This window comes from Corynebacterium sp. CTNIH16, assembly GCF_032821655.1.
GTDB lineage: Bacteria > Actinomycetota > Actinomycetes > Mycobacteriales > Mycobacteriaceae > Corynebacterium > Corynebacterium marquesiae.
Genome location: NZ_JAVBIG010000003.1, coordinates 186,442 through 211,689 on the forward strand (window position 1 = coordinate 186,442; position 25,248 = coordinate 211,689).

Genomic DNA, 25,248 nt, shown 5'->3' on the forward strand with positions numbered 1-25,248 from the left:
CCGCCGGTCCTCTCTTTTAGCTGAAAGACGGCGGGCTGAAGGCACTCTGTTGAGTGCAGTGGGGGTTACAGCAGCGAAGCCAAAAAGTCCTTGGTGCGTGCCTGTTGCGGGTTATCCAAAACCTCGGCAGGGCTGCCGGACTCGATGACAACGCCGCCGTCCATGAAGAAAACCTTATCGGCTACCTCGCGTGCAAAACCCATCTCGTGGGTGACTACGAGCATGGTCATGCCTTCGGCTGCGAGGTCCTTCATAACGCGCAGCACTTCGCCGACGAGCTCGGGGTCGAGGGCGGACGTAGGTTCGTCGAAAAGCATAAGCTTAGGATCCATGGCCACCGCACGAGCGATGGCAACGCGCTGTTGCTGGCCGCCAGAGAGCTGTACTGGGTAGTTATTGGCCTTGGACGCCAAGCCAACGTCCTCCAACAGCTCCATAGCGCGGGCGCGGGCGGTTTCTTCCGGGATCTTTTTCACCTGCACCGGTGCCTCGATGATATTTTCAATCACCGTGCGGTGGGGGAAAAGGTTGAAAGACTGAAAGACCATGCCGATATCGGAGCGCTGCTCTGCGGCTTCCTTCTCGCTGATCTCATAAAGGGTGCCGTTCTTTTCGCGGTAGCCAATTAGCTCGCCGTCGACGTAGAGGCGGCCCGCCGTAGCCTTATCAAGGTGGTTGACGCAGCGCAGGAAGGTGGACTTGCCGGAGCCCGAGGGACCCAGTAGACAGGCTACTTCGCCGGGCTGGACCTCAAGGTCAATGCCTTTGAGGACCTCGAGCTGTCCGAAGGACTTATGGACATTCTGGGCGGAAATCATGGGAGTAGCCATTAGTTTTTAGCCTCCGAAATCACGGATACGTTGCGGGGGATGGTGCCTTCAGCGTCTGCCAGCGCAGCAAGTTGGCGGCCGGTGAGTTCGCGTGTGGCACCGCGCTCAAAGCGGCGCTCCAGGAAGTACTGTCCCACCATCAGTAGGGAAGTAACCACGAGGTACCAGGAGGCTGCGACCAGCAGCAGCGGGATGGGCTGGAAGAGGGCGGCGGAAATATCAGTGGAGCGGCCGAAGATCTCCTCGGTATAAGGAATGGCCACCACGAGGGAAGAGGTCTTGAGCAAGGAAATGAATTCATTGCCTGTAGGCGGAATGATAATGCGCATGGCCTGCGGAAGGACGGTGCGGCGCATGGTCATCCACCAGGACATGCCGAGTGCCTTGGAAGCTTCCTTCTGCCCCTCGGGAACGGAGGTGATACCGGAGCGCACAATCTCGGCCATATAGGCGGCTTCATTGAGACCCAGGCCCATCACCGCAAGGAAGAAGGCGTTGGTGAGGATCGTCTGCAAGGATACCTCGGTAAAGCCCAGGTTGATGGATTGATAGATGGCGGAAAGCAGGCCCCAAAACACCAGCTGCACATAGATAGGGGTTCCGCGGAAGACCCAGAGGAATACCCAGGAGACGCTGCGCAGCACCGGGTTCGGGGACATGCGCATAACCGCAAGTATGGCACCACCGACAACGCCGATGATCATGGACAAAATGGTGATGGCGATGGTGTGGAGGGAGGCAAGTGCAATGCGCTTATCAAAGAGGTACTGGAAGTAGGTGTCCCAGCCAAAAGCCTCGTTGCGGGCGGAGGCGATGATAAACCACGCGCCGAGCACGATAAGCAAGCCGGCGAATACCCAGCGCCATGGGTGGCGTAGAGGTCGCGCCTCGATCTTGGCGGGCTTTTCCTTAGGCTCGGCCGTAGCTGGCGTCGCCGTATTTTCATTAACCATTGATCGGCCTTTCATTAATCATTGCCTGGTCTATTAAGCCATCCTCGATGCCCCAGCGGGACAAAATTTCTGCATACTCACCGGTCTCGATGAGGTGCTGCAGTGCTGCGGCCGAGGCCTTGCCCAAATCGGAATCCTTGGGAACGGCAAAGCCATAGGGCGATGCTTGGAACATATCGCCTACCTGCCGCATCTTTCCCTCGGAGCGATTGACAGCCCACGCCGTTACTGGAGAGTCTGCGGACAGGGCATCTGCGCGTCCCATGAGGACCGCCAACGCGGCGTTGTCACCCGTGTCATAAGACAAAACAGTGAGATCGCCGTTGCACGCATCCTTCTTGGGGCGCACATCGTCGGTTTCAGATACCGTGGTGCGCTGCACCGCAACCGTCAAGCCGCAAGGATTATCCGGGTCAACCTTCTTAGGTCCATCTACTCGCTCGGCCCACTGGATGCCGGCGTAGAGGTGATCTACAAAGTCGAATTCATTGCGGCGCTCGGGGTTATCCGTGAAGCCGGATGCACCCATATCAATCTGGCCCGATTGCACGGCGGGCAAGATCATCGAGAAGTCCTGTTCCATGGGCTGGAAATCGAGTCCCAAGACTCCGGCAACGGCGCGAGCAAGATCGAGTTCAACGCCCTGGAGCGCCCCGTGGGAATCCTTGAGCTGAAATGGGGCATAGGGTGGGTTAGTTCCGGCAGTGAGGACGCCATCGTTGTCGTCATACATGGCGGCAATTTCCGGCACCATTGCGGAATGGGGTTCTTCCCAGCCGTCCGGAGTGGAATCTTCCTCGTTGGTGACGCAGGCGCTTAGGCTCAGCGTGGGGACGAGGACCGCGGCGATAATCGCGCGGCGAGAAAACGAGCGCGGCATTACTTTTGCGCCGTCCTTTCATCTATAGCTCGGGCTTTCTTCATATCTACGACAATGAACGCGGAGACGAGGAGTGCACCGAGGATGAACATGCCGATGATGATGCCGCTAGAGGCATCTTGGTCAGCTCCCCACGGCCACAGTGCGCGCAGAGAACCGAGCATGAAGCCTGCCATGGCCATCAGGGTCGGGGCGCGGTGGTGATCCAGCAGGAAGTTCAACACCTTGATAAATGCCGCCAGGCCGCACAGGGCACCCAGCGCGAAGACCGCGATAGTGCCTAGGTCACGATCTGAGACGGCTCCAATAATGGGCTGGTAGAGGCCCATAGTCAGCAGGATGAGCGAGCCGGAAATGCCCGGCAGGATAAGTGCGCAGACCGCGATGGCGGCGGCGAAGAAGACCACGATGAGGCTGGGGTTCTCGTGCGGTTCGGAGGTGAATCCGGTGATAAAGAAGATGGCAATCGCAGCGATTATAAATGCGATGATAGAAGAGGGGCGCAGTCTCTCTTGCTTAGAAAGCATGGATAGTGGCACAAAAATGGACACAGCCACCATGCCCAAAAATAGCGCTCCGGAAGCCGATACATGATTATCCACGAAGTTAGAAAGCACGGTGGACATACCGAAGACGGCAATAAACATGCCGATAGCTACGGAGAGAAGAAAGCTCCATTCGACCTTTTTGAAGCGGCCGGAAATGAGATCGTTGGCGTTGTGGACTGCGCGTTCATAAATGCCCACGATGAGCGCCACGGTGCCACCGGAGATGCCCGGTACAAGCTCGGCCATGCCGATGAGGGCACCGCGGATAGCGTTTAAAATGTATTGCATAGAATAAAAATCTACCTGGGAGGGGACTGGTGCGGAGGGCGACTGGCCTAGCAAGGCGGCAGAAAAGTGCCGAAGGGAGACGCTAGGCGAACCGCTGTAAAGCGTAATGCATATCTTTCATTAGAGGGCGGTGATCTACCTACCGCGGCAAGGGAGGCTCTTCTCCCTAACTGTAGAGGTAAAACCGTATTCATGAATATTCTGTCAGTTTAATGCACCCCAATGCAACTATGCAGTTTGGGGCAGGATATGCGGAATCTCACACGGGCAAATGCTCTATTTGGCAGAAACCATAAGTTTCCCATTATTCAGTCTGATGTTTACGCGGGATTCAACTAGCTGAAAGATTCACGCCCTAGAATCCCCCGCGTATTCCCGCCATTTCCCCTGTGCAAGCATCCCTTTCCAGTCATAAAGGACTCTCTATGAAAAATCGTTTCGTCCTGCCTGCGTTAACTGCAACCGCGGTGGTGGGAAACCTCATTGTTGTACCGGCAGCGAGCGCTGCGGAGGTTGGGGCCGAGGGGGCATCGGTCAGCGAAGGCTCTCGCTTTAGCATCGGCGTCTTACCGGATACCCAGTTCTATTCGCGATATTCCACCCCGGAGACCGGCAACTTGGCCCAAGCTCGTTACGGAAGCGAACCCTACTTGGCCCAAACCCAATGGTTGGTGGAGCACCAAGACGAGCTGAACATGGACTTTGTCACCCATCTGGGTGACGTTGTAGACCAGTGGAACGTGGAGGGCGAATGGCAGGTGGCTGATAAGGCCATGCAGGTCCTCGACGATTCGGATCTGAACTACTCCATCCTGCCCGGCAATCACGACATGGACGTGGAGGGTGCGTCGGCACACCCTTATGACAAGTGGTTTAGTGCCGATCGTGCCAAGGCCGCTAATCCGGAAACCTTCCAAGAGCGCTACACGGCCATCAATAATGACTCCGAGGCTCACATCTTTGAAGCCGAGGGCCAGAAGTACCTCAACCTTGCGTTGGGCTGGCGCGCCGACGATAAGGCCCTTGCGTGGGCGCAAGGCATCATCGATAAGCACCCCAACCTCCCCGTCATCGTCACGACGCACGAAGCCCTCAATATCGATGGCCAGGGTAACGTCTTCTACTCCGATGACTACGGCAAGGGCATGTGGGACAACTTTATCAAGCGCAACGACCAGATTTTCCTGGTGATGGGCGGCCACCACCATGGTGCGGGCTACCGCGTGGATAAAAACGATGCCGGCCATGACGTCGTCTCCATCTTGCAGGACTATCAGATGGCCTACCAAGGCGGCAACGGTCTGCTGGGCGTGCTTGAGTTTGATCTTTCCGGCAAGCAATTGGAAATGACCGCGCTCTCTCCGTGGGTGGCGCAGAAGCCGCACGAGGAGCTGACGCAGTTCGACAAGCTCACCCTAGATGATAAGGGCGATAGCTACGCCATTCCGTTCGACTTTGAGCAGCGCTTTTCTTCCTTTTCCCCGGATTTCACCGTGGGCGAGGGCCACCAGCCGGACCTAGCGCAGCGTGCACGTGACATCGCCGCTGAAGGCTTTAGGCCCTATACCATTGCGGAAGACGAGCTTCCCAAGGGCGCGGACGATTTTGCCAAGAATGATCACACGGTATTCCACTGGCGCCCGGGCCAGGCGCAGGGCAAGGACGGCGATGCGCTTGCCGACGGCGCCCCTGCCGGCCGTGGCACCACCATCCCCGATATTGCCAGCGATTCCGGCAGCGACCTGCATCGCTCTGGCGCCATGCTAGGCGATCGAGTGACCTATAGCTCTGACCACCACCCGCTGTCTTCAGATGCCGGCTCCCTCTTTTGGTCCGACCCAGCAGGCAAGGTAGGCAATGCCGAGTTCCGCACCGACAAGGACGCGCCTGCAAATAATGTGGATACCACCAAGGGGTACACCTTCGAATCCTTCGTCAAGATTCCTAAAGACTTCAATGGCGCACAACATGGCTGGGGAAGCGCGCTGAGCCGCGACTCTGCCATTAATAAATTGGTCGACGGCTCTGATGACACGGACCCCACCGTCATGTTTGGTATCTCCAACCTCCGCGAGCTGCGCTGGTGGGCGGAGCCGAAGCAGGGAAGCGGTTCTACCGTATGGTCCCACGAGGTGCCCAAGAACGAGTGGATGCACATCGCCGTGGTCAACGATCCGCAGCGCGATAGCGTGGAGATGTTCATCAACGGCGCGCCTATCTTGCGCAATGCGGTAGGCGCCGAAGGTCTTCTCCCGCGTGACCTGCAGTGGGTTATGGGCGGCGGCTTTGATAACCAGCGCCCGCAGGACCCCTGGTACGGCTGGATTGGTGAAACCCGACTGACCCAAGGTGTTCTGGGCAAGGAGGAATGGCTTACCGCCCGTGCGCATGATTCCGGCAAGCCGACCGATACCACGCAACCTGCCACGGGGAGCTCCGCATCGAGCAGTGGCGCGAGCTCCAAGCCCGCCGTCTTGGGAGCAATCCTCGGCATCGCGGGCGTGGCCGGACTCATCGGTCTAGCGTTACCGCAGCTGAAGGCTTCCATTCCGCAAATCAACGCAGTGCTGCGCAAGTACCACCTGCCAACGCTGCCTGAACTGGGCTAAAGCAAAGACCTCGGTTTCCTGACTTAGTGGAAACCGAGGTCTTTTTCTAGTCGTGCCCCTGGTGAGACTCGAACTCACACTGGACGGGTTTTGAATCCGTTGCCTCTGCCAATTGGGCTACAGGGGCGCACAGTGTAAAGGCTGGTTGCCTTTGACTGTGAGAATAGTAGCGCAGAGCATTGACGAATTCCTAATTGGGTCAGGGGTAGTGGGGGAATGCCCACGTCATCCACATAATCTGCACCAGGGTGTTCGGATGTCGGTGCGCTTCTCTAGGATGGGGCAGGTGACTATTAATCAGCCTCGACTTCTGCTCATTGACGGCCACTCTATGGCCTTTCGTGCCTTCTATGCCCTGCCGGTGGATAATTTCTCCACCTCAGGAGGTCAGCACACTAATGCCGTGTATGGCTTTTTATCGATGCTCTCTAATATCGTGGTGGAAGAGACCCCCGACGCCATTGCGGTGGCATTCGACGTGGGGCGCAAGACCTTCCGCACTGAGATGTTCCCGGACTATAAAGCCCAGCGCGAGGCTGCGCCGGAAGAATTCAAGGGTCAGGTAGACCTCATTCGCGAGGTGCTCGAGGTGCTGGGGATTACCACCTTGTCCCGCGAGAATTTCGAGGCCGATGACATTCTGGCGACGCTGGCGACCGAGGCGCAGGATTATGAGACCCTCATCGTCACCGGTGACCGTGATTACCTGCAATTGGTAAACGAATCTACGACGGTGCTGTATCCCATGAAGGGCGTTTCCACGCTCCATCGCTTTACCCCTTCCGCGGTAGAAGAGAAGTACGGTCTCACCCCCGCGCAGTACCCAGACCTTGCCGCGTTGCGTGGTGATCCTTCCGATAATTTGCCGGGCATCCCAAAGGTAGGTGAGAAGACCGCCACCAAGTGGATAGTCAAATATGGGGACTTGGCATCCTTGGTAGAGCACGCGGAGGAAATTAAGGGCGTGGTAGGCAATAACTTCCGCGAGCGCCTTGAACAGGTGCAGATGAACCGCAAGCTCACCCAGATGATCACGGACATGGACCTAGAGGTCGGCCCCGATGACTTGGCCTTTAAGGAAGCCAAGGTCGCCGATGTAGCCGCCAAGTTCGATGACCTCGAGTTTGGTACCAACCTGCGCGATCGCGTATTGGCTGCCATTCCCAATGATGGCGCTGAGGCAACGGCGCAGGCCGAGGAAGTCCAAGAGCTAGAGACGGTCATCGATGACGAGCCCTTGTCCCAGTGGCTGCCCGGCCGAGAGCATGTCGCGGTGTATGTCCAAGGCGAGGGAACCCCGGGACAGGGCGACGCTTCGGCGATTGCTTTCGTGGACCAAGACCGTCATGGCCTGCAAGTGGAGCTGGGCGATCTTTCTGCCGAGGACGATAAGGCCTTGGCTCAGTGGTTGGCGGCTGATACGCCGAAGTATTTCCACGAGGCAAAGGCGGCCTTCCATATGCTTGCCGGTCGTGGGATTGAGTTGGCGGGCATTGCCCACGACACAGCCCTTGCCGCCTACCTTCTTCGCCCAGGTCAGCGCACTTACGCGCTTGCTGACGTCTACCAGCGCCACCTCCAAAAGACCCTCGGCGCCGCCACGGAGCAGCTTTCCCTGCTGGATGATTCCACTTTGGTGGATCAAGCTGCAGCCATTATGGAGCTGGCGGAAAGGCTGACCGCGGAGCTGCAGGACATTGATTCCTTCGAGCTCTATACCGATTTGGAACTGCCACTTGTGACCATCCTGGCGCGAATGGAATCTACCGGAATCGCTGTTGACGTTGATATTCTAGAAACGCAAAAGGATGCCTTCGTAGAGCAGGTCGCCGAACAAGAGCGTGCTGCCCGCGAGCTTGCCGGCGATGACAAACTGAACCTTAACTCGCCGAAGCAGCTGCAAACCGTGCTCTTTGAGACTTTTGAGCTGCCCAAGACCAAGAAGACAAAGACCGGCTATTCCACCGCGGCCAAGGAGATCGAACAACTCGCGGTTAAGAATCCCCACCCGTTTTTAGACCACCTCTTGGCTCACCGTGAGTACCAGAAGATGAAGACTACCCTCGAAGGTCTAATCAAAACCGTGCAGCCGGATGGGCGCATCCACACCACGTTTAATCAGACGGTGACATCGACTGGTCGCCTGTCTTCTACCGAGCCAAATCTGCAGAATATCCCGGTGCGCACCGAAGCTGGGCGACAGATTCGCTCCGCGTTTGTCGTAGGCGAGCGCTACGAAGAACTTATGACCGCGGACTACTCGCAGATTGAGATGCGTGTTATGGCGCACCTCTCCGCGGACCCGGGCCTCATCGAGGCCTACAAGGAAGGCGAAGACCTACACAACTATGTTGGCTCTCGAGTCTTTGACGTCCCCGTTGACCAAGTGACACCCGAGCTGCGCCGCCGGGTTAAGGCAATGTCTTATGGGTTGGTATACGGACTTTCCGCTTTCGGTCTATCCCAGCAATTGGGCATTCCGGCGGGGGAGGCAAAGTCCATCATGGAAAGCTACTTTGAGCGCTTTGGCGGCGTGAAGAAGTACCTCGATGAAGTCGTGGTCCAAGCCCGCAAGGATGGCTACACGGCAACGCTCTTTGGCCGTCGCCGCTACTTGCCAGAGCTCAACTCCGATAACCGCCTAGCGCGCGAGAACGCGGAGCGCGCAGCGCTTAATGCACCGATTCAGGGCACTGCCGCGGACATTATTAAAGTGGCGATGATTCGCGTGGACCGCGCACTGCAAGGGATGAAGTCTCGCGTGTTGCTTCAGGTGCACGATGAATTGGTAGTCGAAGTCGCCCCCGGTGAGGCCGACACAGTTCGAGAGATTCTCGAGCGAGAGATGGACTCAGCGATCGAGCTGAACGTGCCGCTGGAGGTCTCGGCTGGTGCCGGCAAGGATTGGGATGCCGCAGCCCACTAGCTCGGTTACTTTCTCCCGCCGAGAAAAGGCGCGCCTTAGGCTCGCCTCGCAAGGCCTAACCGTTCAGCGGTGGAAGAGCGCTGAGGAAGTAGTCCGTTCCTTCGGCGTCATGCAAGGCCAAGACCTGCATTCCGTACGGCGCTCACTTGCTTTTCGGGCGGAAGACCACTCGGACGCTGGGAATATTGTGCGTGGCTATCCCATGCGCAATACCCTCTTCGCGGCTTCTATCAAGGACATAGGCTGGATAACAGAACTTTGTGCAAAGGCCCGCAAGGGTGATGTTGAGCTACGACCGGAGGTGAACAAGCTAATTGATCGTCCACTTTCGCGCGCCGAGCTCAAAGAACGGGCTGCTACAACGTTGCCCGAGGTGCCTTTCTGGCACGTTGTGCGTGTGGCAATGGAAAGCGGTCACGCCGTCTATTCCGGAGCCGATCAGCTCATTACACCGGTGGATTTGCCGGGGTTAGACGAAGCTTTCAATGGAGACAAGGTCACAGCTACCGCTGACCTAATGGTCCGGTATTTCCGCACTCATGGCCCAGCTACGCTGCGGGACTTTGCTTGGTGGGCAAAGCTACCGCAAAGCCTAATAAGGCCAGCAGCTGAAAACCTTCCGTCGGACATCGTGCTGTGTGGGGAAGAATCCCAGGACTTTGTTTCGGCAGAAGTAATGGAAATGGCCGAAGCACGAAAGAAACAATCAATCTTTCTGCTTGGAGCTTTTGACGAATACATCTTGGGCTATCAAGACCGCTACTTTGCGATGACTAACGAAGTCCACGAGGCACTCGTTCCTGGAAACCGCGGGGTATTCCGCCGCGCCATCGTGGTGGATGGACAGGTCCGCGGAACCTGGAATAAACAAGCCATTGAAGACTTGGGCATGCCCGACTATGCAGTGCGGAAGGTTCAGAAGTTATGGCGGGATGCGAACTAAGTTTTTAGGTAGCCTCTTCTGTACAGAAAAAGTTATGAGTGTAAGCAGAAAAGACAAGAAGGGGAATTGCCGAGCAGTGACGTTAGAAGACAAGACGAATAAGTGGACACTCCGCTTTTTCGAAAGCCTGTGGGCCATTCAAGTGAATCTTCTTGCAGCCGATATTAATGACCTCGGGCTAGCCCAATTTCTTGAAGAATATAAGGTTTCTGCAATTTCGTACCCGGTTTTAGCCGGGTGTTACTTTTTGATGGCCATGATCATGGCGCGCGTGGCGCCAAACCCTAAGGTCAGGCGATTGACGGCCGCTGGGGTAATGGTCGTACCCACGGCGCTTGCGTTCCTCTTTCCGTCCGCGTGGATGTTTGCTGCGTTGGTTATTTTCGCACTTGCTTATTACCTCTGGCCACGAAAAGAAGGCGTGTCTATCTGAGGTCGGCGCTCCACTAGGCAATTGGCCAGCATATCGAAGGGAGTCTGGCCGAAAGCGAGCATGCTTATGCTGAGAATCGCTAAAAGTAGCGGCATGACTCCGGGCCAGCCTGCCAACGTAAGCATTGTTAGCAATAGCCAGGAATTGCGCAGGAAAGCGGTGAAGAATCCCGGGTGGGTAGCAATGATTTCTAGCTGCAGGGACCATTTACCTAGCGAGGTGGATTTCGTGGCTTCCACCCATACTCGATAGGCGTAAAAGACCACGGCGGTGGCAATGGCATTATAGAGTTCTAAGGTCTCTCCCGTGAGTGGATGGTCGGCTACCGCATTTACTACCCATCGCATCACCATGACGATGGCAGCGGCTACGAAACTATCAATCCACCAGGCAATGCCGCGTCGTATTAATAAGCCAATCCGGTCCAAAACCATGTCCATAGGTTAGCGGGAATTGCGGCAGACGAAAATAATGGTGCCGGGAAAGATTTTGCCTCGTTGTGGAGACCATTGGCCCCAAGTGGCGTTAAGGCCCTGTGGCCACTAGGGCTCAATGATGTCCTCAATTAGGAACGGGCCTTTGCCTTGCAAGGCCTGGAACCAATCGGCGATGGTGCGGTGGAACTCCGCATAGGTGAGGTTGCCATCGTGGTCTTGCTCCAGATAAGCGCGATCGAAATAGCTGATATCGGCGGTGAGATCGGTGGGGTCGTCGGGGAAAATCCAGCGCATTGGGTGGTTGGCCGAAAGGACAAAGCGACCGGTTGGTTTAAGAACGCGGGAGACTTCACTTAAGGCTAAGTCAAGGTTGGCAAGGAAGGGAAAGGCTCCGAACGCCGAAAATGCGGCGTCGAAGGAGTCGGTGGCGTAGGGGAGTGACAGTGCATCGGCCTGCGTTAAGGGGAGTCCGGGTGCAGCGTGGTTAAGCATGCCGCGGGAGATATCGAAGCCGGTGGCGAAGTGTGCGTGCGACTGCAGCCATTCGGTGCACGGGGCGGAGCCGCAGCCAATTTCGAGGACGGAGGAGGCCGAGACGTCGCCTAGCAAGTGTGCTTGGTCTTCGTGCAGCATTTCTGGGCACCAGTAAAAGGAAGATAGGTAGTCGGGGTGCTCGGCGTGGTAGTTGGCGGCGTCACTATCCCAGTAGGCCTGGTTTGCGTGCGAGGGGGAAGTCACGGTGGAAGAAATTCCTTTGCGAAATAGTTGGTCCGCGTATTTGCCCTTTTAGCTGGACAGATGTAGTGTTAAACGGGCGTGTCTATGCCGCGGGTTGTTCTAAGCCCCTGTAGGAAGGCTTTAAGCAATCACGAGGCGGGATCGATTATTTCTCTTTTTAGCTGCATTTGTGCAGCTTAGCAAGCTTTTTTCGAGAGACGCGCAGTTGTCCAATTTCGATTTCCTACATTTATTCGGAGCATTTTTAAATATGCCATCTTCTAACACCCCGCAGGTTGCGATCAACGATATCGGAACCGCAGAGGACTTCCTCGCAGCTGTAGACGCCACCATCAAGTACTTCAACGATGGTGACATTGTCGAGGGTACCGTCGTCAAGGTTGACCACGACGAGGTACTGCTGGACATCGGATACAAGACCGAAGGCGTTATCCCTTCCCGCGAGCTGTCCATCAAGCACGACGTCAACCCAGACGAGGTTGTTGAGGTCGGCGATGAGGTTGACGCACTTGTTCTCACCAAGGAGGACAAGGAAGGTCGTCTGATCCTGTCCAAGAAGCGTGCGCAGTACGAGCGTGCATGGGGCGCCATCGAGGAGCTGCAGGCCAAGGAAGAGCCTGTTACCGGTACCGTTATCGAGGTTGTCAAGGGCGGCCTCATCCTGGATATCGGCCTGCGTGGCTTCCTGCCTGCATCCCTCGTTGAGATGCGTCGCGTCCGTGACCTGGAGCCGTACATCGGCCAGGAGCTGGAAGCAAAGATCATCGAGCTGGACAAGCAGCGCAATAACGTTGTCCTCTCCCGCCGTGCATACCTCGAGCAGACCCAGTCCGAGGTTCGCTCCGAGTTCCTGCACCAGCTGCAGAAGGGCCAGGTCCGCAAGGGCGTTGTTTCCTCCATCGTCAACTTCGGCGCCTTCGTCGATCTCGGCGGTGTCGACGGCCTGGTTCACGTTTCCGAGCTGTCTTGGAAGCACATCGACCACCCATCTGAGGTTGTCACCGTTGGTGACGAGGTAACCGTTGAGGTTCTGGACGTCGATCTGGACCGCGAGCGCGTTTCCCTGTCCCTGAAGGCTACCCAGGAAGATCCGTGGCGCGTATTCGCCCGCACCCACGCTGTGGGCCAGATCGTTCCGGGCAAGGTCACCAAGCTCGTTCCGTTCGGCGCCTTCGTTCGCGTCGAGGAGGGCATCGAGGGCTTGGTTCACATCTCCGAGCTGGCTCAGCGCCACGTCGAGGTTCCGGATCAGGTTGTCACCGTTGGCCAGGAAGTTATGGTCAAGGTCATCGACATCGATCTCGAGCGTCGTCGTATCTCCCTGTCCGTTAAGCAGGCAGACGAGGACTACACCGAAGAGTTCGATCCGTCCAAGTACGGCATGGCTGACTCCTACGACGAGCAGGGCAACTACGTCTTCCCTGAGGGCTTCGACCCTGAGACCAACGAGTGGAAGGAAGGCTTCGACGAGCAGCGTCAGGCTTGGGAAGCACGCTACGCAGAGTCCGAGCGTCGCTTCAACCTGCACACCGCTCAGATCGAGCGCAACCGCGCCGCAGCCGCTGAGGCTGCTGAGTCTGCAGAGTCCTCCAACTACTCCTCTGATTCCTCCGATGCAGCTCCGGCATCCGAGACTCAGGCAGAGGTTGGCGGCTCCCTGGCTTCCGACGAGCAGCTCGCCGCACTGCGCGATAAGCTGGCTGGCAACTAAAGCTTCCGCTTAGTTTCCGCTAAGCCTTAGGGCTTTGCTCACCGCCGCGCCCACTTCATCACCTAGATGAGGTGGGCGCGGCTTTTGTGATCTTATAGACAATTTGTGCAAACGTTTGCCAGATTGTTTACTGCCGCTAGGTGGTTGACCAGCGACGAAGTAAAGACAAATAGAAAAACTTCCTGGCAAGTCCACAAAACGGGCTTTTGTTCATGTGGGAATCCTCTTATACTCAAAGGTGACGTTATAGCCAGTGCAGTACTGGTTATAAGTGGTATCGAATTGAGGAGTAAGAAGTGGCATCTATCAAGGACACTTCCGCCCACATCGTTGAAAGTATTGGCGGCGCCGACAACATCACGTCGCTGACGCACTGTGCGACGCGCTTGCGCTTTCAACTTGCTGATGCGGGGAGAGTTGATCAAGAAAAGCTCGATAGCGATCCAGCGGTGCTTGGCACCGTGCCGCAGGGCGCTCACGGTTACCAGGTAGTCATGGGCGGCGGCGTCGCTGACTACTACAACGAGATCATCAAACAGCCCGGTGTGCATTCCTCCGGCGACAAAGAGGCGTCCTCGAAGAAGGAATATGACGGGGTTCGCGGTAAGTACGACTGGGTGGATTACTGCTTCGAGTTCCTTTCTGATACGTTCCGCCCTGTTTTGTGGGCGTTGCTTGGTGCCTCACTCATCATCATGTTGCTGATCCTGGCAGACACCGCGCACATTCAGGATTTCCGCGCTCCGCTGGAGGAGCAGCCGGAAGGCTTCCGCTTGGCTCACGCCATGTACCAGTCGGTCTTCTACTTCTTGCCGGTGATGGTCGGTGCGACCGCGGCCCAAAAGTTGGGTGCGAATATGTGGGTCTCCGCGGCTATTCCCGCAGCTCTGCTGACTCCTGAATTTATGTCGCTGGGTGAGCAAGGCGATACGGTCAACGTATTTGGCCTGCCGCTGGTTATTAACTCTTATGGTTCCCAGGTTTTCCCGCCCATTTTGGCCGCAATCGGCCTGTACTGGGTGGAAAAGGGGCTAAAGAAGATTATTCCTAGCGCGGTTCATATGGTCTTCGTGCCGTTCTTCTCTCTGCTCATTATGATTCCGGCAACGGCCTTCTTACTCGGCCCGTTCGGCATTGGCGTGGGCAACGGCATTTCCTGGATCCTGTACCAGATCAATGATTTCTCGCCGTTCATCCTGGCTATCGTTATTCCGCTGCTGTACCCGTTCCTCGTTCCGATGGGCTTGCACTGGCCGCTGAACGTCATCATGATTCAGAACATCGCAACCTACGGCTACGACTTCATTCAGGGCCCGATGGGCGCATGGAATTTCGCTTGCTTCGGCGTCGTAGGCGCGGTCATGGTTATCTCCTTCAGGGAGAAGAACAATGCCATGCGCCAGGTTTCTATCGGTGCCTTCGCTGCGGGCATGCTCGGTGGCGTGTCGGAGCCTTCCCTCTACGGTATCTTGTTGCGCTTCCGCCGCAGCTACTACCGGTTGCTGCCAGGTTGTGCGATAGGCGGCGCCATCATCGGTCTCTTCGATGTCCGCGCTGAGGCCTTCGTCTTTACCTCTGCGTTGACCACTGGCGCTATGACCCCGCAGCTGGGTTACGTACTTGGTATCATGGCTGCGTTCCTTACCTCTTTCTTCCTGACCTTGTTCTTCGGCTACCGCACTGCAGAGGAAAAGCAGGCAGACTTGGAGCGCATCGCCCGCGAACAGGGCGAATCTGTGGAGGACGTAGCTGCTCGTTCGGAGTTTAAGCCAACCAATGCTGGGAAGGAAGAGTCCTCGAATGCGGGTGGCGCAGTTGCTGCCAGCGCTGCGGGCGCTGCTGCTACTGGTCTTGCTGCCAAGCAGGCTGGCAAGGATGACATCGTGCTGGATTCCCCTCTGGAAGGCGAGGCAGTAGATCTTTCGGAGGTCCCGGATCCGATCTTTGCTGGAGCAAAGCTGGGACCTGGCATGGCGGTCCAGCCTACTGGCAACACTGTGTATGCGCCTGCCGACGGTAAGGTGCTTACCGTTCAAAAGTCCGGCCATGCGGTAGGCCTAAGCCTCGACAATGGCGTGCAGCTGCTCATTCACGTAGGCCTCGATACCGTTGAGCTGGGAGGCGAAGGCTTCGACGTGCACGTGGAAAAGAAGCAACGCATATCCGCGGGCGATAAGTTGATTAGCTTTGACCCGGAATTCATTCGTTCCAAGGGCTATAACTTGATTACTCCAGTTGTGGTCACTAACGCCACCAAGTTCGGCGCGGTCTCCGGCGAAGCCGGCCAGGTTACCCTGAATGATGATTTGCTCCGCATTCCACCGAAGCCAGAGGAAGCAGCGGAATAAGGGATCGCTGACACCTATAGCGACAGAGGAACCCTACATCATCGCGTATGGTGGGGTTCCTTTTCGCGTAGGGTGGCTGCCATGAAACTCATTGGCCTTACAGGCGGTATTGGCAGTGGCAAGTCAACAGTCGCGAGGATCTGCCGCGAACGCGGATGGGAAGTGGTCGATGCTGATGGCATTGCGCGCGACGTCGTCAAGCCTGGGCGGCCTGCGTTAGCGGAGCTGGCGGCAGCATTTGGAGAAGATATTTTGCTGGCGGACGGCAGCCTCAACCGCAAAGAATTGGCACGGCGAGCCTTTGTGGACAACGAACACACCGAGTTGTTGAATTCCATTACCCATCCACGCATCCAAGCGGAAACGCAGCGCCAATTCGCGGCGGCATGTGAAGATGGCTATGATTTTGCGGTTTACGATATGCCGCTTTTGGTAGATAACGGCTTAGACAAAGACATGGACTACGTCATCGTGGTGGACGTGGCGGTAGAAGAGCGCGTCCGCCGCCTCGTTGCTTCGCGGGGGCTTGAAGAGGCCGATGCGCGCCGGCGCATAGCAGCGCAGATACCTGATGAGGTGCGATTGGCCGCGGCTACGCACGTCATTGACAACAATGGCACGTTGGAGCAGTTGCGCGCGCGAGCGGCCGAGGTCATGAACCACATAGAAGCGGACTCTTAGATGCGGAGTCACCCAAACTTTAACCGTTGGGCGGTTAGAGTTTACGCAGTTTAGAAGTTGCGTTAACTTTCGCGTCTTAAGCTACTCGCCGTGGGAACGTGGGATACTGGACCTTTTGATAATCACGCTGCCCGAGAACTGCTCGCTAGCCTGCGTGATGGTTCTTTCGATCTCACAGCCTTTCAGAAGTCATGTGCCGTGGAGCCCTTAGACTCCGATGACGCGGAAACCGTGATCGCGCTGGGCGCTCTGTTAAAGCTGAAGGCTGATGCACTGCCGGAAGGCATTCACCGCGAGGATCTTGCACCCCTGTATACACCGCAGTCTAAAGCATGGTTGCGCCGCCGCATTAATAGTGCAATGCGCCCAGAGACGTCTTCTGTCTATGCGCTGTGGGAGACCACCGGCGAGCTGGAAGAGTGGCTGCGCACCGCGCAGGACTCCTTGCCGTGAACATAGCTAGCCGCGCCATATAAGCAGTAGAGTAGTGGGCATGGCTTTTGCTGCTGAACATCCTCTTATTCCAAATTCCGAGCACCGCGTCGTCAGCGAGGTCGAGCGCACCCCAGGTGAGTTTCAGGTTGTCTCTGAATACGAACCGGCCGGCGACCAGCCCGCTGCTATTGCAGAGCTCAATGAGCGCCTCAACCGCGATGAACGCGATGTAGTACTCATGGGTGCTACCGGTACAGGTAAGTCCGCCACAGCTGCGTGGTTGATCGAAAAACAGCAGCGACCCACGCTGGTGATGGCACCAAATAAGACCCTGGCAGCGCAGCTAGCGAACGAGCTGCGCCAACTTTTGCCGCATAACGCGGTGGAGTACTTCGTTTCTTATTATGACTACTACCAGCCAGAGGCTTATATTGCGCAGACGGATACCTATATTGAGAAGGATTCGTCTATCAACGAGGACGTAGAGCGCCTGCGTCACTCGGCCACCTCGGCGCTGCTGTCCCGCCGAGACGTGGTGGTTGTGTCCTCCGTGTCCTGCATCTATGGCTTGGGTACACCCCAGTCCTATTTGGATCGCTCGGTCATTATTTCCGTGGACGAGGAGCTAGACCGGGACCGCTTCCTCCGTTTGTTGGTGGATATCCAATACGAACGCAACGACGTAGGATTTACCCGCGGCACCTTCCGCGCCAAGGGCGACACGGTCGATATCATTCCGGCATATGAGGAACGGGCGGTGCGCATCGAATTCTTCGGCGATGATATTGATTCTCTCTACTACATTCACCCCGTCACTGGCGATGTCATCGAGGAAGTAGATGAGGTGCGCATCTTTCCCGCGACCCACTACGTGGCCGGACCTGAACGCATGGAAAAGGCCGTAGCCGCCATCAAAGAGGAATTGGCCGAGCGCCTGGACGATCTAGAAAACCGCGGCAAACTGCTGGAGGCACAACGACTTCGCATGCGCACCGAATACGATCTAGAAATGATCGAGCAGGTAGGGTTTTGCTCCGGCATCGAGAACTACTCCCGCCACGTCGATGGCCGTCCAGCCGGTTCCGCGCCGGCTACGCTGCTGGATTACTTCCCCGAGGATTTTCTCACCATTATTGACGAGTCTCACGTCACGGTCCCACAGATTGGCGGCATGTTCGAGGGCGATATGTCCCGCAAGCGCAACCTGGTGGAATTCGGCTTCCGTCTGCCCTCCGCGGTGGATAACCGCCCGCTGACCTTCGATGAGTTTGAACAACGCGTGGGACAAACCGTCTACATGTCCGCCACCCCTGGCGACTTTGAACTTACGTCCTCGGACGGTGAGTACGTGGAGCAGGTGATTCGCCCAACTGGTCTGGTGGATCCGAAGGTTACCGTCAAACCTACGAAGGGCCAGATTGATGATCTTATCGATGAGGTACGCACCCGCATTTCGCAGCAAGAGCGAGTACTGGTGACCACGCTGACTAAACGCATGGCAGAAGACCTCACCGATTACCTGCTGGAGCAGGGGATTAAGGTGCGTTACTTGCACTCGGATATCGATACCTTGCAGCGCGTCGAGCTTTTGCGGCAATTGCGCCTCGGCGAGTTTGATGTGCTGGTGGGCATTAACCTCCTGCGTGAGGGCCTTGACCTCCCCGAGGTATCGCTCGTTGCCATCTTGGATGCAGACAAGGAAGGCTTCTTGCGCTCTACCACCTCGCTCATCCAGACCATTGGCCGTGCTGCCCGTAACGTCTCTGGCGAGGTGATTATGTATGCCGATAAAATCACCGATTCGATGCAAGAGGCAATCGAGGAGACGGAACGACGCCGCGAAAAGCAAATAGCCTATAACAAGGAACACGGCATTGACCCGCAGCCTTTGCGGAAGAAGATTGCCGATATCCTTGACCAAGTCTATGAAGACGGCGGGGACGAAGAGTCTAACTCTGATCCCTCTACAGTGGTGGAGAAGCGGGATATTTCCAGCATGGCTACCGATGAGGTGCAGGCGCTTATCGACGATCTCTCGGCCCAAATGGGTGCCGCCGCGCGCGAGCTTAAATTTGAACTGGCTGGTCGTCTGCGCGATGAGATTGCTGATCTAAAGAAGGAATTGCGTGGATTGAAGGAAGCAGGAATTTAGTTTTCTCCCCCTGAAAGTGATGATTGGCTCCGAGGGTACTTTTCTAAAAGGCTGCGCTAGTTATACTGGATAAGTGCCAGAAGCGCCGTTTAGTTGTCACTGCGAAATAGTTCAACTGCAAGGAGAATAATGCTTACTTATAAAAACATTGCCGTCGGTACCGATGGCTCTGAAACCTCCCTGCGCGCAGTCCGCGCTGCGGCGTCCATGGCACGGGCGTACGACGCTAAGCTGATTATTATCTCAGCTTTTTATAACCACGCTGGATCCATGCTTGGTGCTCCGAGGGGCGACGAAGCCGGTCTGCCCGTTGTAAGTGAGGACATGGCCGGTACCTACCTGACCAATGCCACCCGTATCGCCGAGTCGGAGGGTGCGGAACACATTGAAATCGTAGGGAAATCTGGAGACCCAGTAAAAGCCTTGTTGGAAGTAGGCCAGGACTATGACGTGGACCTGTTCGTGGTGGGAAACCGCGGCGTGAATTCCGTTCGTGGTCGAGTCTTCGGTTCTGTCCCAACGGAACTAACCCACAAGTCAAAGGTGGACGTCGTCGTAGTTAATACCAGCGAGAAACGTTAATCTTTTTTCGTTGTTACACTGGCAGTAATGCCTCTGTAGGCTAAATAAACACTCTGGGTACACACCCACAAAGAAAGGTCATCATGAGCGACTACAACTCGATCGTTGTCGGTACTGACGGTTCTAAGTCTTCTCTCCTCGCTGTAGAGCGAGCAGCTAAGATCGCCGCTGCATTCGATTCCAATCTGATTATCGGTTGTGCTTACTACGAAAACCAGGAGCAGGCTTCCAAGACCCTGCGCCAGGATTCCGTAACCATTTTGGGCGATGAGAAGGCGGAGGAAAACCTCCAGGAGGCTAAGGCACACGCTGAGAAGTTCGGCGCTTCCAAGGTCGAAACCGCTGTTCGCCCGGGTACCCCAGTGCAGGCCCTGATGTCCATCGTCAACGACAACGATGCTGACCTGCTTATCGTGGGCAACCGCGGCATCAACTCCCTGACCGGTCGCCTGCTGGGCTCCGTGCCGGCAGACGTTGCTCGCCAGTCTGACTGCGATGTAATGATCGTTCACACCGTCAGCTAAAAGCGGTGATTAAAACCCGCCTTGGTCTTGTTTTGAAAAGACCAAGGCGGGTTTCGTCGTTAAGCGCAGCTTAGTCCTTAGGGTGTGCGGCGTTGAATGCGGCGGCGATGGTGTTGCCGTTCGCGCCCTGAATCAAGGGGATAGAGAAGTCGCCCTCCTCATTGGCAGCGGCCAAAGGGCTCAGCGAGCCGTGGGAGAGCAACTGCTCCTGCGGGCTCAGATTGCGGATGAGCACAGAGTGAATCCGGTCCGGATGCTCATTAGCCACATCGCCGTAGGTCAATGGATCATGTTGTCCATCATCGCCAATGAGAATCCATTGCATATCCGGGTAGGCAATGAGCAGATTGCGCAGCTGAACACGCTTGTGCTCCTGACCGCTGCGGAACAGTCCCGTTTCCGTTGGGCCCCAGTCCGTCAGCAGCATGGGACCCGCGGGGAAACCATGGTGAGACAGGAATTTCTTGAGCGAGCCAAAGGTATTCCAAGCGCCCGTAGAAAGATAAAACACTGGGGCTTGGGGGAAGCGTTGTTGTAGGTGAGCATAGAATTCGGCCATTCCGGGAACGGCCTGCCGCTTGCTAGGGCGCTTGGCCCAGGAATTCCACGCCGCGGTGAGCGCACGCGGCAGCCACGTGACAAGCACCGTGTCATCGATATCGCTAACAATGCCGATCTTGGCCGCCGGATCAACGATAAGTAGTTGGGCCTCCACGGCATTCGCGTTTGCGGCCTCGATTGTTGCCGTATGCCACCCGGGCTCTAATCCGTGGTCATGGACTAGTAAGTCAATGTATCCGTTTCGATCGGTGGTGCCGGTGACAGTTTTTTCCCCAATAGTTACCGAAACGTCGTGGTGTCCTACTTGAATGGTAAGAAACTGCTGGTAGCCGCGCTTGCCCCACGTATCCCTCTTGCCTTCATCAGGATCGTGCATGAGTACGCGGCCGAAGATTCTCACCTGATCGGTGGTGCCATAACCTGTGTATCCCACAATCAGGGGCTGCCACCCATCCCGTTGGGAGCGTTTCAAGGTAAAGGAATTTAGCGAGCTTTCAGCTTTGCGCATGATGTCAGATAAGGCCATAGCATGAAGCTTACGGGAGCCTAAAGGACTTCGCCGCAGTCACCGACGAGCGTGAGCGATTGGGTGGCACGAGTGATGCAGACATAGAGGTTCTGCAATCCCTGTGGGGAGGCGTCCACGATGCGCTGCGGATCGAGCACGACCACGTGGTCAAACTCGAGGCCCTTGTAGTGCTCCGCCGTAGCGGCGTCAATAACCGCGGTGAGCCTGCCGTCCTCTTCGCTATGTACTCCAGGGGTGTAGGTGCCGTGCTCAAGCCGGCGGACCTGCACTCCATCACGGATGGCTGTCGCCGGAATGGCGTCAGGGTTAATCATTTCCAACAGGTCATTGGCCAAATCCGTAATGGGCTGCGGGGTGCGATAGTTGACGGTAAGAAAATGGTGACGAAAGCGTTGAGCCACAAAGGGCTCGAGGGCCTCGCCCCAGTCATCAACACCTGCTGGGGAACCAGTCTGGGAGGTATCACCCACCAAAGTCATCCACCGGGAAGGGCAGCGGCGGAAGAGCATTCGCCACTCCATAGGTGTTAATTCCTGGGCCTCGTCCACGATGATGTGACCATAAGCCCACGTATGGTCTTCGCGGGCGCGTTGGGCAGTGGTGCGTTTATCGCGTACCTCCTGGCGGTGCGCCAGGGTCTCGGCGTCGATGACATCGTGGGCAGAGAGGATTTCTGCTTCAAACATGTCATCATCATTATCTGTGGACTCGGAGGAGGACAAGATATCCAATGCGTCTTCCGCATCAGCCACTTGCTCACGCCACGCGGCATCATCGGCTGCCTTCTTTTCTTCAGGGTTGGGCAGGCCGATGAGGACGGCAAGCTCGTCTAACAAGGCCGCATCCGAATCCGTCCATGCTCGTCCCTCTGCCCGGTAGAGCGCTTCTTGGGTTTCTTCGTCATATCCGTGCGCGGCAGAAGCGATGCGCTCGCGCGAGGAGACTAGAGCAGCAAGTACATCTGTGGGGTGTAGTTCGGGCCAAAACTCATCGATCAAGGCAGTGACGGCCGCGTCCTCAGCAAGGTCATCGTGGAATTGATCGACATCGGCGCGCGAAAGAAGATTCTTTCCGCCAAGCGGATCGGCACCTACCGTGTCTGCCATCTGCTGGGCTAGGTCTTCTACGAGGTGCTCAATGAAGGCACCACGCGCCTCATTGTGTGGCTTTCGCGAGCGCCGGGCACGTGTGCGGGCGCTTTTCACCATGTTTGGTGTGACGCTTAGGGTAAGGCCGTCGATTGCTAGCTCACGGGGGGTGTCGGGAAGCAGCTGGTAGTCCTTGACCGCGGTGGAGAGGATTTCCACCATGGCGTCGCTACCCTTGATTTCCCGAGCTACGAGGTCTTCCTCGTGGCTTGGTTCAATTCCAGGGAAGAGCCCGCCAATGGTTGAGAGCACCACGCCGGTCTCACCCAGTTCGGGGAGCACGCGCGAAATATAGTCCAAGAAGCTGCTATTGGGGCCAACGATGAGTACGCCCGTGGCAGAAAGTAGCTCGCGGTGGGTATAGAGCAGATAAGCAACGCGATGCAGCGCAACTGCGGTCTTACCGGTGCCGGGGCCGCCTTCTACCACCATCACGCCGCGGGTGTTATCGCGGATAATCTCGTCCTGCTCCCGCTGAATGGTCTCCACAATGGAGGCCATGTGGCCCGTGCGGGCTCGCTGCATAGCGTGATAGAGAGCGGATTCGCTCGCTACGCCGGTCTCTTCTTCACGCACGCCAGGGCCAGACAGAACCTCATCATGAATGCCGGTGACGGTGCGCCCTTTGGTCCGGATTTGGCGGCGGGTGTGTACGCCTTCTGGTTGGGCGGTGGTAGCGAGATAGAAGGGCCGTGCCATGGGGGCACGCCAATCTAGAAGGAGCGTGCGATAGTCATCTTCACGCGCATCGAGTCCCATGCGGCCGATGTAGCGGCGATCTAGGCCTTCCGAGGTGGGATTGTCACCTGGGGCATCGATGTCGATGCGCCCAAAGACCAAACCCATTTGGGCCACATTGAGACGATCCAGCTTGGCTTGGAGCCCGTGGTATTCCGTTTCGCGGCGCACCAAGGCATCCGCGTCCGGGGTGGAAGGATCTACTTCCGCCTGCACCTCATTAAGCCGTTCATTTGCCGCGGCCACCTCATCGTCGAGGCGGGAGAATAGGCCGTCCACATAATCTTGCTCCGTAGCGATGGCTTCGCGCTCCGAGGAACCTGCGGCCGCCGCGTGCTTATTGGATGCTGAGTTCACGTGACTCCTTGGTGATTGGACGTTGATGGGGTGGAAGGTGCCGGGCACGCTGTCCGGCGAGGGGGAGAGATGAGTTTAGACTCTGCTGTGACAAAGAACAACGGCCCAGCATAAGGCTGGGCCGTTGAGTCATCGCCGAGATAGTCGGCCGAGGAAGATGTGGCTACTTAGAGCGCTTTTCTAGCTTCTTGATAGCTGCCTCAATCTTCTTATTTGCCTTCTGCTGTAGCTTGTCAGCGTGCTTGGAGGCCTTCTTGTTTGCGCGCTTGGACTTGGCGCCATCCAGCTTGGCGACGGCCTTATCGGCACGTGCCTGAGCCTTGGTAGCTGCCTTCACCGCACGGGTACGGGCGGTGTCGCGATTAGCCTGTGCGGTCTCGAGCCAGTCACCCTTATTGTCATCAACATAAGTCTTGGCGTTGTCGACCGAGTCCTCAATGAAGGACTTGGCGTTGCCCAGCAAGTCGCGGCCAGACTCCTGCCAATCGTCCTTGTTGTCCTCTACGTAGGTCTTGGCATCGTCAACATAGGACTTTGCGGTATCTAGCAGACCACGGCCGGTGGACTGCCAGTCATCCTTGTTGTCGTCTACGTAAGCCTGTGCCTTGGCAGAGGTCTCGTTGATCCAGTCGCCGGCCTTGGAAGACAGCTCGTTAGCACGGGCAGAGAGCTCTTCGCGCTTCTGCTCGGATTCAGACTTAGTAGGCAGCGCCTGCTGAATCTTTTTGTTGGTGCGCTTGCCGGCCTTCTGTGCGCGCCAACGCAGGGAAGGTTTGCCCTCGGTGTCCTGGGTAGCGATAAACAGTGCGCCGAGCAAAGCGGTGTTGGTAACGAATCCGTTGCGGCGGGAGTCCTTGTCTTCCTTGTTGTCTGCAGCCCAGAAGTTGTTCTTGCCAATCAGGTTGGGCAGGGTAGCAGCGGCCAGCACCGCAGCGGAAGTGCGCGGTGCCTTGCCCAGAGCCAAGGTGGAGCCGGCGCCTACCTTAGCGCCGCCAATGGCGCGGGTAACTAGTTCTGGGTCATTGGGGATGTAGCCCTGGTACTCAGAAGGAACGGCCTTGCGCACGGTCTTGAGGAAACCCTCGGTTTCCTTCACGTGCTCGGACGCGTTGCGCAGGTTGTCTACGCCTTCCCATACAAATACGGATGCCAGCATGGGGCGGGCAAGCTTGCGAATCATAGTCCTTAAAGCTCCTTAGCTCGTTGTTCTAGACCTATCGTGTGCTAGACCATTGTACGCGGAAATTAGCCATTGGATCACCAGCGGCGTTCCCACCAGTCACCAAGCTTGGGGCGCTCCTCGCCCAAGGTTGTGGACTTGCCGTGTCCCGGGCGCACGATCGTATTGTCGGGGAACTCATCAAAGATACGCGCCGTAACGTCCTTATAAAGGCGTACGAAGTCACCCTCAGAGGTGGTCTTGCCCAGGCCGCCGGGGAAGAGAGAATCGCCTACGAAGAGGTTGGTGACGCCATCGATGCTTGCAACCAGAGCTGCCCCGCCGGGGGTGTGGCCGCGCAAGATGATGACTGGCAGCTGAAGACCCGCGAACTCGATGGAATCGCCCTCGCGTAGCTCCACGTCTACCTCAGCCGGGATGGCGGGGGAATCCAGGAAGGAGGCGTAGTGAGTGGCACCCGTTTCGGACAAAATCTCCTCGAGCGCGCGCACGTGATCCCAGTGGCGGTGCGTGGTGAGAACCGCGGTAATTTTCACCCCGGCTTTGCGGGCCATGTCGAGGATTGCGGGGGCGTCATCGGCGGCGTCGACAAGCAGGCCCTCTTCGCCCGCCTGCAGGAGGTAGCAGTTATTGTCCATCTCGGACACGGAAATCTGATGTAGCTGAAGCTCGTTAGTCATGTTTCCTAGCCTACGGGTACATTCGAGGGAAGATTGC

General features: G+C 56.9%; 19 protein-coding genes, 1 tRNA gene and 1 pseudogene. 10 read left to right on the top strand and 11 right to left on the bottom strand.

Features of this window, described 5'->3' with window-relative positions:
• Positions 1-65: 65 nt before the first annotated feature.
• The 4 genes from RAE04_RS04570 to RAE04_RS04585 are packed head-to-tail and all read right to left on the bottom strand — an operon-like array spanning position 66 to position 3,499.
• Positions 66-830 carry an amino acid ABC transporter ATP-binding protein gene (locus RAE04_RS04570; protein ID WP_049377109.1) on the bottom strand — a complete coding sequence of 255 codons (765 nt, stop codon included), beginning with the start codon at positions 828-830 and terminating at the stop codon, positions 66-68.
• The gene (locus RAE04_RS04575) at positions 830-1,783 is read right to left on the bottom strand and encodes an amino acid ABC transporter permease (protein WP_299139532.1); all 954 of its coding nucleotides are present in this window, start codon (positions 1,781-1,783) and stop codon (positions 830-832) included. Before RAE04_RS04575 ends, RAE04_RS04570 begins: the two co-directional genes overlap by 1 nt.
• A complete protein-coding gene (locus RAE04_RS04580; protein WP_198492963.1) occupies positions 1,776-2,663 on the bottom strand; it encodes an ABC transporter substrate-binding protein in 888 nt (295 codons plus the stop codon). The genes RAE04_RS04575 and RAE04_RS04580 overlap by 8 nt, the downstream gene beginning before the upstream one ends.
• Positions 2,663-3,499: a DUF368 domain-containing protein gene (locus RAE04_RS04585; RefSeq protein WP_308572529.1), complete on the bottom strand. Its 837-nt coding sequence runs from the start codon at positions 3,497-3,499 to the stop codon at positions 2,663-2,665. The genes RAE04_RS04580 and RAE04_RS04585 overlap by 1 nt, the downstream gene beginning before the upstream one ends.
• Before the next feature lie 425 nt (positions 3,500-3,924).
• On the opposite strand from RAE04_RS04585, the gene RAE04_RS04590 reads away from it, so the two are divergent.
• Positions 3,925-6,108 (top strand): LamG-like jellyroll fold domain-containing protein, encoded by a 2,184-nt coding sequence (locus RAE04_RS04590; RefSeq protein WP_317026581.1) that lies wholly within the window; start codon positions 3,925-3,927, stop codon positions 6,106-6,108.
• 53 nt (positions 6,109-6,161) lie between these two features.
• Here RAE04_RS04590 and RAE04_RS04595 read toward each other — a convergent pair.
• Positions 6,162-6,235 (bottom strand) — tRNA-Leu (locus tag RAE04_RS04595).
• Positions 6,236-6,385: 150 nt separating this feature from the next.
• Between RAE04_RS04595 and polA the strand changes: the two genes are divergently transcribed.
• Both polA and RAE04_RS04605 read left to right on the top strand, forming a co-directional pair.
• Complete coding sequence (gene polA, locus RAE04_RS04600; RefSeq protein ID WP_317026608.1) at positions 6,386-9,034, top strand: DNA polymerase I; 2,649 nt, start codon at positions 6,386-6,388, stop codon at positions 9,032-9,034.
• Positions 9,018-9,977: a DNA glycosylase AlkZ-like family protein gene (locus RAE04_RS04605; RefSeq protein WP_317026582.1), complete on the top strand. Its 960-nt coding sequence runs from the start codon at positions 9,018-9,020 to the stop codon at positions 9,975-9,977. The genes polA and RAE04_RS04605 overlap by 17 nt, the downstream gene beginning before the upstream one ends.
• A 396-nt stretch (positions 9,978-10,373) precedes the next feature.
• Here RAE04_RS04605 and RAE04_RS04610 read toward each other — a convergent pair whose 3' ends face one another.
• Entirely contained in the window at positions 10,374-10,844 is a 471-nt protein-coding gene (locus RAE04_RS04610; protein WP_317026583.1) for an RDD family protein, read from the bottom strand.
• Between the two features lie 9 nt (positions 10,845-10,853).
• A pseudogene (locus RAE04_RS04615) lies at positions 10,854-11,585 on the bottom strand (class I SAM-dependent methyltransferase).
• 250 nt (positions 11,586-11,835) lie between these two features.
• Here RAE04_RS04615 and rpsA point away from each other — a divergent pair.
• The 7 genes from rpsA to RAE04_RS04650 all read left to right on the top strand — a co-directional run bounded on the left by rpsA (position 11,836) and on the right by RAE04_RS04650 (position 20,018).
• Positions 11,836-13,296: a 30S ribosomal protein S1 gene (gene rpsA, locus RAE04_RS04620; protein ID WP_023021654.1), complete on the top strand. Its 1,461-nt coding sequence runs from the start codon at positions 11,836-11,838 to the stop codon at positions 13,294-13,296.
• A gap of 296 nt (positions 13,297-13,592) precedes the next feature.
• Complete coding sequence (locus tag RAE04_RS04625; RefSeq protein ID WP_317026584.1) at positions 13,593-15,644, top strand: glucose PTS transporter subunit IIA; 2,052 nt, start codon at positions 13,593-13,595, stop codon at positions 15,642-15,644.
• Between the two features lie 81 nt (positions 15,645-15,725).
• Positions 15,726-16,325 carry a dephospho-CoA kinase gene (gene coaE / locus RAE04_RS04630; protein ID WP_317026585.1) on the top strand — a complete coding sequence of 200 codons (600 nt, stop codon included), beginning with the start codon at positions 15,726-15,728 and terminating at the stop codon, positions 16,323-16,325.
• Between the two features lie 90 nt (positions 16,326-16,415).
• Positions 16,416-16,778, top strand: coding sequence for a DUF4259 domain-containing protein (locus RAE04_RS04635; RefSeq protein ID WP_317026586.1), 363 nt, complete (start codon positions 16,416-16,418; stop codon positions 16,776-16,778).
• Positions 16,779-16,818: 40 nt separating this feature from the next.
• Positions 16,819-18,912 (top strand): excinuclease ABC subunit UvrB, encoded by a 2,094-nt coding sequence (gene uvrB / locus RAE04_RS04640; protein ID WP_198492974.1) that lies wholly within the window; start codon positions 16,819-16,821, stop codon positions 18,910-18,912.
• A gap of 129 nt (positions 18,913-19,041) precedes the next feature.
• The gene (locus RAE04_RS04645; protein WP_005323274.1) at positions 19,042-19,494 is read left to right on the top strand and encodes a universal stress protein; all 453 of its coding nucleotides are present in this window, start codon (positions 19,042-19,044) and stop codon (positions 19,492-19,494) included.
• An 83-nt stretch (positions 19,495-19,577) separates the two neighbouring features.
• Positions 19,578-20,018 carry a universal stress protein gene (locus RAE04_RS04650; protein ID WP_317026587.1) on the top strand — a complete coding sequence of 147 codons (441 nt, stop codon included), beginning with the start codon at positions 19,578-19,580 and terminating at the stop codon, positions 20,016-20,018.
• 70 nt (positions 20,019-20,088) lie between these two features.
• On the opposite strand, the gene RAE04_RS04655 is transcribed toward RAE04_RS04650, so the two are convergent.
• The 4 genes from RAE04_RS04655 to RAE04_RS04670 form a co-directional block, all read right to left on the bottom strand.
• Positions 20,089-21,105 (bottom strand): App1 family protein, encoded by a 1,017-nt coding sequence (locus RAE04_RS04655; protein WP_317026588.1) that lies wholly within the window; start codon positions 21,103-21,105, stop codon positions 20,089-20,091.
• A gap of 20 nt (positions 21,106-21,125) precedes the next feature.
• Positions 21,126-23,351 (bottom strand): HelD family protein, encoded by a 2,226-nt coding sequence (locus RAE04_RS04660; RefSeq protein ID WP_317026589.1) that lies wholly within the window; start codon positions 23,349-23,351, stop codon positions 21,126-21,128.
• A 163-nt stretch (positions 23,352-23,514) separates the two neighbouring features.
• Positions 23,515-24,531 carry a DoxX family membrane protein gene (locus RAE04_RS04665; RefSeq protein ID WP_317026590.1) on the bottom strand — a complete coding sequence of 339 codons (1,017 nt, stop codon included), beginning with the start codon at positions 24,529-24,531 and terminating at the stop codon, positions 23,515-23,517.
• A gap of 77 nt (positions 24,532-24,608) precedes the next feature.
• Complete coding sequence (locus RAE04_RS04670) at positions 24,609-25,211, bottom strand: MBL fold metallo-hydrolase (protein WP_225747010.1); 603 nt, start codon at positions 25,209-25,211, stop codon at positions 24,609-24,611.
• Between the last annotated feature and the right edge of the window lie 37 nt (positions 25,212-25,248).